The organism is Saccharibacillus sacchari DSM 19268, from assembly GCF_000585395.1.
Lineage (GTDB): Bacteria > Bacillota > Bacilli > Paenibacillales > Paenibacillaceae > Saccharibacillus > Saccharibacillus sacchari.
Genome location: NZ_KK073875.1, coordinates 1,813,721 through 1,826,433, shown reverse-complemented (window position 1 = coordinate 1,826,433; position 12,713 = coordinate 1,813,721). Strand labels below are relative to the sequence as shown.

10 protein-coding genes are annotated in these 12,713 nt (G+C 56.1%); 7 read left to right on the top strand and 3 right to left on the bottom strand.

Features of this window, described 5'->3' with window-relative positions; all coding sequences use genetic code 11:
• Positions 1-6 precede the first annotated feature (6 nt).
• Positions 7-495: a GNAT family N-acetyltransferase gene (locus SACSAC_RS07835; protein ID WP_051506960.1), complete on the top strand. Its 489-nt coding sequence runs from the start codon at positions 7-9 to the stop codon at positions 493-495.
• A 27-nt stretch (positions 496-522) separates the two neighbouring features.
• On the opposite strand, the gene SACSAC_RS07830 is transcribed toward SACSAC_RS07835, so the two are convergent.
• The 3 genes from SACSAC_RS07830 to SACSAC_RS07820 form a co-directional block, all read right to left on the bottom strand.
• Entirely contained in the window at positions 523-1,140 is a 618-nt protein-coding gene (locus tag SACSAC_RS07830; protein WP_037285126.1) for a hypothetical protein, read from the bottom strand.
• Positions 1,141-1,307: 167 nt separating this feature from the next.
• Positions 1,308-3,098 carry an alpha-glycosidase gene (locus SACSAC_RS07825; RefSeq protein WP_037285124.1) on the bottom strand — a complete coding sequence of 597 codons (1,791 nt, stop codon included), beginning with the start codon at positions 3,096-3,098 and terminating at the stop codon, positions 1,308-1,310.
• A gap of 196 nt (positions 3,099-3,294) precedes the next feature.
• Entirely contained in the window at positions 3,295-3,678 is a 384-nt protein-coding gene (locus tag SACSAC_RS07820) for a hypothetical protein (protein ID WP_037285123.1), read from the bottom strand.
• Positions 3,679-3,951: 273 nt separating this feature from the next.
• On the opposite strand from SACSAC_RS07820, the gene SACSAC_RS07815 reads away from it, so the two are divergent.
• From SACSAC_RS07815 to SACSAC_RS28205, 6 genes are all read left to right on the top strand, one after another.
• Positions 3,952-4,629, top strand: coding sequence for a response regulator transcription factor (locus SACSAC_RS07815; RefSeq protein WP_037285121.1), 678 nt, complete (start codon positions 3,952-3,954; stop codon positions 4,627-4,629).
• On the top strand, positions 4,626-6,122 hold the full coding sequence (locus SACSAC_RS07810) for a sensor histidine kinase (RefSeq protein WP_037285119.1): 1,497 nt from the start codon (positions 4,626-4,628) through the stop codon (positions 6,120-6,122). The genes SACSAC_RS07815 and SACSAC_RS07810 overlap by 4 nt, the downstream gene beginning before the upstream one ends.
• Before the next feature lie 458 nt (positions 6,123-6,580).
• Positions 6,581-7,477 (top strand): ABC transporter ATP-binding protein, encoded by an 897-nt coding sequence (locus SACSAC_RS07805; RefSeq protein WP_037285117.1) that lies wholly within the window; start codon positions 6,581-6,583, stop codon positions 7,475-7,477.
• The gene (locus SACSAC_RS26925; protein ID WP_051506959.1) at positions 7,474-8,772 is read left to right on the top strand and encodes an ABC transporter permease; all 1,299 of its coding nucleotides are present in this window, start codon (positions 7,474-7,476) and stop codon (positions 8,770-8,772) included. Before SACSAC_RS07805 ends, SACSAC_RS26925 begins: the two co-directional genes overlap by 4 nt.
• Positions 8,773-8,826: 54 nt before the next feature.
• Positions 8,827-9,936: a site-2 protease family protein gene (locus SACSAC_RS07795; RefSeq protein ID WP_037285116.1), complete on the top strand. Its 1,110-nt coding sequence runs from the start codon at positions 8,827-8,829 to the stop codon at positions 9,934-9,936.
• A 332-nt stretch (positions 9,937-10,268) separates the two neighbouring features.
• Entirely contained in the window at positions 10,269-12,689 is a 2,421-nt protein-coding gene (locus tag SACSAC_RS28205; protein ID WP_169833758.1) for a hypothetical protein, read from the top strand.
• The last annotated feature ends 24 nt before the right edge of the window (positions 12,690-12,713 follow it).

The window sequence follows — 12,713 nt, the reverse complement described above, 5'->3', positions numbered from 1 at the left end:
CCTGCAATGGATATCGGCAACGTAGAGATTCGGAAAGCGCGCAGTACGGACAGGAAGCTGTTTGAACAGTTATGGCAGCTGTACCTGTATGATTTTAGCGAGTTTACGGGGATGGACGTGCGTTCGGACGGCGAATATCCGTATTTCCCGGAGTTCGAATTGTATTGGAAAAAGTGGGGCGGCAACTGTGCATACCTCATCTTGGCGGACGGGCAGATTGCCGGATTCGCGATGGTGCACGAATTTTGGGAAAACGAAGCGGCGTATTTGTCGCAGTTTTTCATTATGCGCAAATACCGCCGCTCCGGGATCGGAATGCGCGCGGCCAGGCTCGTTTTCAGTACGAAGCCGGGCCGGTGGGGGCTGCACCAGCTCGCGAATAACATCCCGGCGCAGAAATTCTGGGACCGGGTGATTCGGGATCTGACCGGGGCAGCCCCTTTGCTGGAACAAATGGAAAGCGATCGGCGGTTTCAGTTGTTCGAGTTGAAGTGAAGCCGGTCAAAAGACGTTCGCTTCGTCCTATTGAACGAAGGCATAGTAAACGACAAGCAGCGGAAGCAGGACGGCAAAAACGACGACAAGTCCTTTCCGGTTCCGCTTTTCGTCGCGCGCCTTCGATTCTCTCCGGGCTTCGTCGTACGAAAGGTCTCCGTCCTGCCCGGTTTGATGGGCAAGACGCAGTAGAAGGGAAGCGAGCAGCGGATAATCCCGGACCATCGTGTTGACCGTATGCTTTCCTCCGGGATAATGCAGCACAAGAAAACCGTTGCGTTCTTCGACCGTCATATGGGCTGCGGAAAATTCGGTCCATTTCGCGTGTTCCCGAAAACGAATCCGATCCGGTTCGACGATGAAGCGGAATTGCCGCCCGGCGTAAATCAGGTAAGCGCCGAGAAGGGCGAACAGGGAGCCGATCACGACCGGGAGCCACAGCGCGTAGAGATTGCTGCTATCCTCGGAGTACAGATAAAAACCGGCAGCGATAAAAGAAATGCCCATCGCGATTCCCAGAACGGCGAGCGCGTAACCTCCCCAAGAAATGCGGAATTCGGCCGGAAACGAGGTGCGCTCCAGCAGATCGGGATCTTCGTTGCGACGGGCGGCCAGACGTTTCACTACGCTGGAAGACAGGGACATATCGGATTCTCCTTTTCGGCGGCAGATTCGGGTTTTTATCGGGATTGTCATTTTGGATTACCCGCAAAACCGAAATTGAACGCGAAAAGCCCGGGCAAACGGAAAACTCCGTTGGACCCGGGCTTTTTATGCGTTCAATTTTGTTCCGCCTTACCTTTGACTTCGCGCTACTCCGCCTTCAACACCGCATACCCGTAAGCCGGCAGCTCGACGGTCAAGCGTCCTTTTTTCGCGTCGAGACGGTCTTCCGCGTTGAGCGAAGGTTTGACGCCGCCCGCTGTTAGCACGCTCCAGACTTTGGCCGTCTTCGTGCCGCTGCCGCCGTCCGCGTCGATCTCGATCGTCTGCGCTTTGTCCGACGCGTTCAGCGCGACGATCAGCACAGCCTCTTCGTCTTCGCGGCGGTAAGCCAGCGCGTGTCCGCCTTCTTCCGCGTGCAGAACGTCGAAGCGTCCCGTACGCAGCGCGGCATATTCGTGCCGCAGGCCGATCGCCGTTTTATAAAATTCGTGCAGCTCGCGGTCCTGCTTCGATTCGTCCCACTCCATGCACTTGCGGCAGTCCGGATCGGCTCCGCCGTCGATGCCGATCTCGTCGCCGTAATACACGCACGGCGTGCCGGGATACGTCATCTGGATGGCGACGGCCAGCTTCAGCTTATTTTTGTCGCCGCCGGCAACGGTCAGCATCCGCTCCGTATCGTGGCTGTCCAGCAGGTTGAACGCGGCTTGGCTGACCGGCAGCGGATAGCGGGCCAACTGCTTGGACAGCGAATAGGCGAATTTTTGCGCATCCGTTTTGCCGAGCGCGACGAAGTCGCGAACCGCGTAAGTGAACGGATAATTCATCGCGGAGTCGAATTGGTCGCCCTGAAGCCACGGCGTGGCCTCGTGCCAAAGTTCGCCGACGATGTAGGCTTCCGGGTTGGCTTCTTTGACTACCGTCTGGAACTCGCGCCAGAAGCGGTGATCCACCTCGTCCGCCACGTCCAGCCGCCAGCCGTCGAAGCCGACTTCGCCGATCCAGTAACGCGCGGCTTCGAGCAGGTATTTTTTGACCTCGGGATGTCCCGTGTTGAATTTCGGCATGTTCGGCTCGAAGCTGAAGGTCTCGTAGCTCGGGATGCCGTCCTTAACCTCGATCGGAAACTCGCGGACGTGGAACCAGTCGGCATACGCCGAATCCGCGCCGTTTTCTTTCACGTCGACGAACGGCTTGAACGTTTTGCCCGAATGGTTGAATACCGCATCCAGCAGAACCCGAATTCCTCGGCCGTGGCATTCTTCGATCAGCTGCTTGAGCGTGTCGATATCGCCGAAATGCGGGTCGAGCTTCAAATAATCCTGCGTATCGTACTTATGGTTGCTCGGCGCTTCGAAGATCGGGGTGAAGTAGATCGCGTTGATGCCCAGATCCGCGATATAGTCCAGATGCTGCCGCACGCCTTCCAGGTCGCCGCCGAAGAAGCTGTCCACTTCGGGCTTGCCGCCCCACGGCTGCACGTTCTCGGGATCGCGCGACGGATCGCCGTTGGCGAAACGTTCCGGGAAGATCTGATAAAACACGGCGTTTTTGGCCCACTCCGGCGTCTTGATGATGTCTTCGGGATTGATATAGGCGATTTCGTAGAAATCGTCGGACGACGTGCGTTCGGTATGGTGGAAGCCGTCCTCGTTCATCCATACCGTCTCGCTGCCGCTTTCCAGCTTGAATCCGTATTTCAGGCGGCGGTAGGGAGGCTTGGCTTCGCATTCCCAATAGTCGAACAGCTCGTCGGACGCGAATACGCGCATCGGGATCTCTTGTTTCGTCCGGTCCCACGCGTATTTGTCTCCGCCGATCACGAAGATCCGCTCCACGTCGCTTTTTTTCGTGCGGATTCGCAGGTGAATCGTCTCTTTGTCTACCGTGTAGGCCCAGTTCATTTTCGGCCGGTGTTCGATCGCTTCGAGCAGCATGAGATAAGTCCCCCTTGAGTTGTTGGAATAGTGGAATGATGAAATGGCGCGCATGCACCGACAAGATGGTATACCCGTGAAAAGGGAAACGAGAAACAAAGCGGAGTCCGCAAAAAAGCAGGGACGAGAAAAAAACCCGTTCCCCAACCGCGCACGGCAGGGGGACGAGCCTGAAAGACGTCTTTTGATTCGGCTGCTATAGAGGCATCAGATCCCGGTTTTTGGCCGATTTGCGGCATTCGTTGCACACGCCGACCAACTTGCCGTATTCATCGACGTAGAAGCCTACCGTGTCGCTTTTCTTCTGGCAGCGGATGCAGGCTTGCAGACGCGCATCGCCGTTTTTCGGAGTGAACCCGCGAATTTCCGCGCCGGAAACCGAGCCGGATTTTCGCTTGGGCACGTCGGTCCGGATCGGATTCAGCGAAGCTTCCCGCATTTTGCGGCGGCGGGCGGCAGCCAGATCGACGATGTTGCTTGTTTTTTTGCGCATAAGCTTCGAACGGACAATGAGCCAGGCGGCGGTCGAACCGGCCAGTGCGGCAGCTGCGAGCAGCAGCGTGATAGTGATCGGCGTCATGACGGGGTTCCTCCTCGGATCATGGGATGGAAGATTATATTCAAGCAGCGAAGTGGACGTAATGGAGAATGGATGTCGGAAAATAAGCGAAAACAGTACTTGTTATTACCCGGGTGCACAGCTGCAAGAAACGGGATTTTCAGCGAAACAGAAGATTTAAAAGAGCGCTTTCAATGTGCCTGAAAGAATAAATGCTGGTATCATGGACGCAAGGCGGCGCAAAGGCGAATCAAGCTTTTTTACCGAAGCGCCGAAAACGGGAGGATACTATCTGTGACGAAAAAAACGGTACTCTACATCGAAGACGAGCGTCAGATCGGCGAATGGGTCGTGCGTAACCTTGAAGAGCGCGGATACGGCGTGGTCTGGCTGGAAAGCGGCGACGGCGCGTCCGACGCGGCCGGAGCATGCGATGCGGCGGTATTGGATATCATGCTGCCGGGACTGGACGGTTTTACGGTCGGTCAGCGCCTGAAGCGCGACCATCCGACACTGCCCGTAATGATGTTATCGGCTCGAACCGCTATTGATGATAAGCTCGAAGCGCTGCGATTTGCCGACGATTATTTGACCAAGCCTTTTCACCCGGACGAATTGGCGGCGCGGATCGAAGTCATGCTGCGGCGAAGCGGTCCGGCCGAGCCGGAAGCCCGGCGTATCGGGCATTTATTGGTGCATGAACACGAGAATCGGATCGAAGACGCGCAAAGCGGCGAAGAGATTCCGTTGACGGGCAAACAATTTCATATTTTCATGTATTTCCTGCGCCATCTGGGACAAATCCTGACGAAAGAACAGATCTATGAAGCGGTATGGGGAGAACCTTACATCGACGGAGACAAGACCTTGATGGTGCATATTCGGTACTTGCGGGAAAAAATCGAACGCGATCCCGGCAATCCGGAGATCGTGGAAACCATTCGGGGGATCGGATATCGGGTGCGGGGATGAAGCGGCGCAAAGGATCGACTGAAAAATTTCGTCATTCGTTAATGGCCCGTTATCTGATGCTGATCGGTTTTGCCATTTTTCTGCTGCCGATGATTTTGATCTTCGTGATGGTGATTTACCTCGGCTACACCTATTTCGTTTGGCAGCCGGGTCGTCAGGAAATCGAACCCGATCAGCAATATGTTTCGTTGTCGGCCCTGGAGGAGGGCTGGCATCAACTGGCGGCTAAGCTGGATGGGGCTTCGGCGGAAGAAATCGTGGAGTCGCTCGAGGCTTTTCGTATCAAAAATCCGTTGATCTCGGTCGCCGCCGTCGATGCCGAAGGCCGCACGATCCTGGAAGATCCGCAGCAATCGGGAATTCCTGACGTATGGACGCCCGGCTGGACGGCCGAGTATATGAAGCGAGCAACCGCCTACAATTCCCGCAGTTTTTCCGTCGTCGCGTTTATCGGAGAAGGAGAAGACCGGATGCGGGATGCCCGGCAGGGCTTCTTGGTTGCCGAGATCTTGCGCGAGCATATGGATACGAACGTGCCTGACCAAAACGACAGATTCCCGCAAATCGTAGCGGTATCCTTGTTCCTGCTGTTGTTCGTATTGTTCGCCTTCATGTCCTGGGCGTTCTTCTACCGGATTCGCAAACGGCTGATTCGTTTGCAGGAGGCCATGACCGCCTACGACGAAGCCGGTCTTCCTTTACCGGTGGGCCCGGGCAAGCATCGAGACGAAGTGGCGGCGTTGGAAGACACGTTCAACGCCATGGTGCATAAACTGCGCGACAGCCGCGAACGCGAGCGGGAAGAGGAAGAACTGCGCAAAAAGCTGATCGCCAATCTGTCGCATGATCTTCGAACGCCGCTGACGGTTATTCGCAGCCACGCCTATTCGCTGGAAAGCGAACCTTTGGGCGAACGCGGCCAAGAATCGCTGCGGCTGATGTCGCGCAAACTGGACGACCTCGGCGGACTGATCGATAATCTGCTGTCCTACACGTTGATCGCCGCAGGACGTTATCCGATGCGCTTGGAGGAAACCGACATTCTGCGCATCGTTCGAACCGCCGCCGCGCAATGGTATCCGGTATTCGAAAAAGAAGGCATGGAAGTCGACGCCGACCTGCCCGACGAAGCGCTGCTCTGGAACGTCGACCGCGAATGGTTCGTCCGCATCCTCGACAATCTGTTCCAAAACGCCGTCCGCCATGCGAAAGAAGGACGATACATCGGCCTGTCGCTCGGCGAAGCCGACGACCGCGGAGTTCGTCCGCTGCTGATCCGCGACAAAGGCCCGGGTCTTCCTTCGCTCGGCAATCTCTCCGCCGCGCCTGATGCGTCCGGGGAATCCGACTCCGTAAAGCCGGAGACTCGGCGCAGTCCTTCTGCCGGAGCCGGCATCGGCCTGTCCATCGTAGACCTCATGATCCGCGAAATGAATATGAGCTGGAGCATCCACGGCAGCCCCGACGGAACCGTGATCGCCATTTATCCTTAACTCGGTAATTTGGTTCAAATTTATGTACACGGGGATGCAGGGGACAGGATGGGATCGATAGGGTCTCCATGAGTTTCTGAAAAGTACCATTCCGAAGCGTGCCTGCTGCGGCACGCTTTTTTGCTGTTTGTCTTTTTTAAGCTCAATGAGCACACCTCTATACACACTCGTAAGCACACCTATACACAGCTCGAACCCTGGACCCCCAAAAATTCCGAACTATTTTGTTACCCTTGAAAATGCTGCAACCGCGCGGTTTATTCTACTTTTTTGCTTACGTATTTTTCTGATCCGATCCTCTTTTTTTATCCAAACCGTTGACAAAATCACCCTTCTGCAAATATAGTGTGCATATAGACATACACACTAATCACTCTATATACACCTGAATTTGATTATGCGTTTCACTCGAATTTATACATCGCGCAGACGCGCACCACTCGAAAGGGGAGAACGGGATGACATTGGAAATCAGGCATTTGGGCAAACAATACGGCGAGGTGAAAGTCGTGGACGATATATCGCTGACGGTCAGATCCGGCGAAGCTTTCGGGCTGCTGGGCGGGAACGGAGCGGGGAAAACGACGACGATCCGGTCTGTGCTGGGATTGTTGGAACATGAACACGGCGAGGTGCTGTGGAACGGCAAACCTTTTCTTAGCAATCGTCCGAGCGTCGGTTATCTGCCGGAGGAGCGAGGATTGTATCCGAAAGAGACGGTGAGCGAGCAGTTGATCTATCTGGCGCGGCTGGAAGGGATGAAGAAAACCGCGGCGCAAAGCGTTTTGAAAAGTTGGCTGGAGCGTCTCGGCATCGCGGAGCACGAACACAAGCGCGTCGAGCAGCTGTCGAAGGGCAATCAGCAGAAGGTGCAGATTATCTCGGCGCTGATCCACGATCCCGAGTTGGTCATTCTGGACGAGCCGTTCAGCGGACTTGATCCGGTCAATGCGGACATGCTCGCTTCGGTGGTGAAAGAACAGATCGCGAAAGGCAAAGCGTTGGTCTTCTCCAGCCACCAGATGATGCAGGTCGAGCAGTTCTGCGAACAGATTTGCATTTTGAAAAGGGGCCGGGTGCAGATCGACGGACGCCTGTCCGAGATCAAGCGCTCGTACGGACGCAGCAATCTGATCCTGCGCAGCGAAGCGGATCTAATGCCGTTTCTGGAAACGCGCGGCCTGACCGACATTCGCCGGGACGCGCAGGAATGGACGCTCAAGGTGAACAACGAAGCGCAGGCACACGAACTGATGCGCGAACTCGGTCAAGCCGGCGTGCCGATGCTCAAGTTCGAACTGAAAGAACCGTCGCTGCATGAAATCTTTATTGAAAAGGTAGGGGAAGCGGTATGAGATCATTCGGAATCGTATTCGGCTATTCGTTCAAGGAACGGGTTCGTTCCAAATCGTTTTTGTGGATGACGGTGCTGCTTGTCGCGCTGATCGCGGCGATCGTGCTTATTCCGAGACTCACGGGCGGAGGAACATCGACGCAAGGAACGGTTGCGGTCGTCAATACCACCTCGCTGCCGGTCGATGCGGAAGGATTGGGAGCTTCCGTATCCCCGTTATATGAATGGAAAATAGTGCCGGAGAGCGAGCAGGCTGACCAAGCGAAATTGCTGCAAAATGAAGAACTGTCCGCGATCGTCGCGATTGCGCCTGCGGCCGAAGCGTCGGCGGCTCCGCAAATCACGTTGTCGGTGAACCGTCAGGAAGATGTTCCGTTCGCGCCGAATCTATCGGCTTACGTGGAACGGTTGAACGTGGAGGAACGCGTCGAAGCGCTCGGCTTGTCTTCAGAGCAGGCGGCTTCGGTTACGGCCCGGCCTTCCTTGGAACTGAACGAGTTGAACGCCGGAGGCAAGTCGTTCACCCAGACTTACATGCCGGTCTATGCGCTGCTTACCCTGATGTTCTTCATGATCTATCTGTTCGCGGGCAACGTCGCCACTTCGGTCTCGGTCGAAAAAGGCTCGCGCATTCAAGAGATTCTCATTACGAAAGTCAGCCCCGGTCAACTGCTGGCAGGCAAGGTGTTCGGCGTCGGCGTAGCGGGAATTCTCCAGTTTGCCATTATCGCGGGCTTCGGCGTGCTGCTGATGAGCTTCGGCGGAACGGGAGAAGCGCTGTCGATCGGCAACTTGTCTATCGATCTATCGATTCTGGGCGGCCAAACTCTGGTTGTTGCGGCTGCATTGTTCATCCTCGGCTATTTCTTCTATGCGACGTTGTTTGCGGCGGCGGGTTCGATGGTCAGCCGGAGCGAAGAGTTGAATCAAGCGATGATGCCGGTGTCGATGCTGCTGATGGCGTGCTTTATCGTCGCCTTGATGATCTTGGCGAATCCCAACGGAACATTGGCTGTCGTTTCTTCCTACATTCCGTTCTTGACGCCGATGGTTCTGCTAACCCGAGTAGGCGCAGGCGAACCGGCGCTGCCGGAAATCGTGCTTCCGATCGTGATCTTGGCCGTATCGACGCTGTTGGTCGGTTGGCTGTCGGGCAAAGTTTACCGTAACGGCGTGCTGCTCTACGGACAGAAACCTTCCGTGGGCATGATGCTGAAAATGCTCGGCTCCGCAGGAAACAAAGCTGCCCGTGCCAAGATCGTGCCATCCAAAGGCCAAGCCAAAGACGCGGTTTAACGAAGAGCAACGATGCAGCAGGGGTAATAAAGGTGAAGGAAAGGAGTGCGGCTTATGTTCAGAAAAGTGTTTCCGTTGTTGATCGGAGCTTGCGCCGGCGCGTTTGTGGCCACCGTCGCCGTTCGGCTAAGCCGGGACGGGATTCAAGAAAGGATTGTCTTGGAATCCGCGACCCGGCAGGCCTTCGGCGGCTGGAATCCGGCAGCGGTGATCCTCGGCGCCGCCGCGATCGCGCTGATCGCGATTCTGATTCATGAGCTCGGGCATATCCTTGGCGCGATTGCGGTCCGCAGCCGCGTGACCCGGTTATATTGGGGACCTTTGATCTGCCTATTCCCCGAACGGCGTATCCGATTCACGTTCCGCAATCGTTATTTCTTCGGCGCCATGCAGACGGATATGCAAGCTTATCGCGACGAAGCTTCTTTTGCCCGGGCTATCCGGGCGCAGCGGATCGTCAATGCGGCCGGACCCGCATTCAGCCTGATTACGGGCCTGATCGCTTACGGATTTGCCGCAAGCCCGTGGAGCATCGTCGGCATTTACGCGCTGCTATCTGTCGGGATCGGACTTGCCACCTTGTGCAGCGACGGGGTTAACGCGATCCTGCTCGGCCGTCGCAACTACGCATTGGTCAGCGGGTGGACGATGCTGGTTCAAGATCGGCGAATGGACGAGCAGAAGCTGAAGTTTTTAAATGCGGCGAGCAAGCTCTATTTGCAGGAGCTTGCGGCCGCCTCCGCGCCTGCAAAAGGACGAGAGGCTCATGACCTGTTCCTGGTCTATTACGTCAAGCTGATGGACGGAGAGACCGCGCGCCAACCTGCCGTTAGGCGGTTGATCGAAGAAACAAAGGCCGCCTGGTCTGCGGCGATTCCCGCCAAACTCTCCAAACCGAGACGCGATACGCTGGTCATGGTACTGGCGGAAGAGGTCGTGCGTTTATGCGAGGACGGTCTGCGGGAAGAAGCCGAGCAATTATATGAAGAGATCGGCGGCCGCTCGGCCAAGCCGTCGCCGCTGCTGCTCAAAGCCCGCGCTTTTATAGAAGGAACTGAAAATTCCGCCCGCGAGTATGTGCAGTCGGTTCGTGCCATGGGCAGCGATCTGGCTTCTTACGGGGCGTTGATTGCGCAGGAAGAGCGCCGAATGGCGCAAGCATGAGTCAGACTTAACGACAGTTTGAAGACGACCGCATCTACGGTCGTCTTTTTGCTTTGAACTTCTATCCGCATCCCCGCATCGAGTTGAGGTTCGCCTCTTCGCTCTGACCGCGATTCCGCACGCGACGCGCAACTTGCGGAGCCGCGCAAAAACCGCAAATATAGGCTGAATACAGCGCAAAGCATTTGTGGGAAAACCTTACATTCTTTTCGGTGAAATCCTTTTGAAACTGGTTTATGATGAAATCAAGCAAAAGGAACACAGACACGCCGCACCGAAACGGAACGCCGCCGAGCAAGCCGCAGCGCTCAGGTGAGGACGAATCACAGCCGATGGTTAAGGAGGCGAAGCAATTGTACGGATTCACTTACGGAGAAGGCATTACGCTTATTCATTTTAAAGCCCAGTCGTCCAGACTGTACACAGCCGGTGACAGCCTGAACTGCAGATACATAAGAGCGCATTTCAAAAGCCGGGGCGGCAACGCCGCGCAGTACATCGAAGCAAGCTTGGGAACGCTTCAGGATTGCGCCGAAGAGATCGAATCGTTCGGAAGCGCCGTTGTCGCCTTCGAAGTCGAACCGCAGACCTACTCGCTTTGCCGGGGGTTATGCAGAACGCTGAAACGATTGGACCCCGATATCCGAATCGTCTGGTTCGGAGAGTGGGTCGGAACGCTTCGGGATACGGACCCGGCGGATGCGGGCGCGGATGCTTTTGTTCTGGCCGAGCCCGAAAGCCGGCTATGGAGATTGTCCGAATCGGACAAAGAAAGCTGGCGAAGCGAACCGGGCTTAAAGCTTGCAGGCGAAGTTGATTTCGAAGACACGCACCAAGAAGCCTTTTCGGATCCGCAAGCCGGAATCGAACCAGACATGTGCCTGCTGGATCGTTTAAGTTCGCCGGATGCGGCCAAAGGTTCGGGATGTACGGTTCGTTGGGCCGATCTTCAAGGCGAAACTTCGCAAAGCAACGGACTGCGACGGCATTCCGCAAGCCGATTCGCCCAAGAGCTTCAGCAAGAAGCGAACTGCGGAGCCTACTCGCCAATGGTCGTGGAAGGCTTTGAGCTTGAGCCGTCGCCGCAACGACTTCTTCAAGGGCTTGGCGTTTTGGAGCAGCATGCAACCGGGGCGGGATTCGAGATTGCTTTGAGTCCCGAGCAGTTGGGTTGGATCGAGCCTGAACGGTTGGAAGCCCTGAGCCTTGCGACGCTTGAACTCGTGGTAACGGATTCCGGCTCTCTCCGTTCGTCCGAGGTGAGAAATCGACTGGCCGATTGGAAAAAAGGCAAGGCCGGTGCAAAGCTTAGAATAACACTGGACGAAAAAACGGTCTCGCCCGAACAGGAAACGGCGTCTGCGCTCCGGGATTGGTTGACTGCCGGTTTGATCGGGCAGGGAGACTTGAACGTTCGCGTGAAAGGTCCGGGACGAACGGAGCTCCATGCCGAAATGGCAGACCTGTTATCGGCTTCGACGGGCGGCAGCGATCCGGCTTTGCTGAACGGTTATCTGGCCTTCAAAACGGGTCAATATCCGCCGCAAGCACTCGGAAGCGGAGTGAAGCACGTCGGAGTGTCCGAGGAGCATGCGGCAGGTCTTGCAGGGTTGGAGCCGGATCAGTTGATGGGAGTCAACAGCGCCTTCATTCTAAATAAAAACTCAGTTTGCAAATCGGAAAAGGAAGAAAAATATATCGATATGGAGGGAGTCGTCAAGCAGTCTCGGGAATGGTACGGGCCTATCGATCATGAACTAGAGCGGCAGCGGCAGTACGTCCCTCACGTTCATGCGGAAATTCTCAGTGCCGATGACCGAATGATGCGTTTGGAGATGAGCGAATTTGATTTCGGATCTCCGGTCGAGATCGGACTGACGAATTATCGGGAAGCTTCTGAGCCGGCCGATAAGGAGACTGCGAACGGACAAGGTTTGGAGATTTTGCAGCTTGTCCAACCCGCCGACCTGGATGCTTTCATGGAAGACGTAGAAGCTTTCGAGCGCGAAGGCCGATTCCTCCGAGGCTATCAGGTGCAAGGGTATGTCGCGGACAGTTGTCGATGGTCGGCTGCCGGACAATGCCCGATCAAGCAGCTTCCGCGCCTGTACACGGAAGCCGACGGCAAAGTTTCCGGCTGCGGAGGGTGCTCCGCCATCGGCCGAATCGGAGATTCTTATGACGCGCTGCAGCGCGAAGCGGCGGCAATCTCCACGCGCGAACAACTGCTGCGCGGCTGCGACGGCTGCGAAATCCGCGACACCTGCTCCAAATGCACCTTTTTGCCGGAATACATGACCCGAAACCAATACTGCGATCTTCGCAAGCGCCATGTACTGCTGCACCGCTATATGCAGGTCGCGCAATTGCTCAAAGGACTGCGTCAATATACGGCGGCATTCCGCGATGTCGATATCCGCGAAATCGGCGTGTCGCTGCGAACCTGCACGCATGTACTGCCCGCTTCCTATCCGAGCGAAGGCGACGCATGGGTACCGGACCATCTGTTTGTTCTGTTCGTCGGCGATCAACCGCTGCTTTACCAGGCGAACGGAGGGAAACTGCTGAAACTGAGTCCGCTGATGGCCTTGGTGCTGGAAGCGGGGATCAAAGGGTTGTCCGAAATATCGCTCAGACGCGCGATTTCCGAAGTGTTCAAAGCCGACGAAGCGCAAGCCGAAACGGCAGCGCGCCAGGTGGGTCTCAAGCTGGACGAAATGGGCATCTTGCCCGCTTCGCGCAGAGCTTCTTAAAGCATAAAATAAAAGGAGAATCGG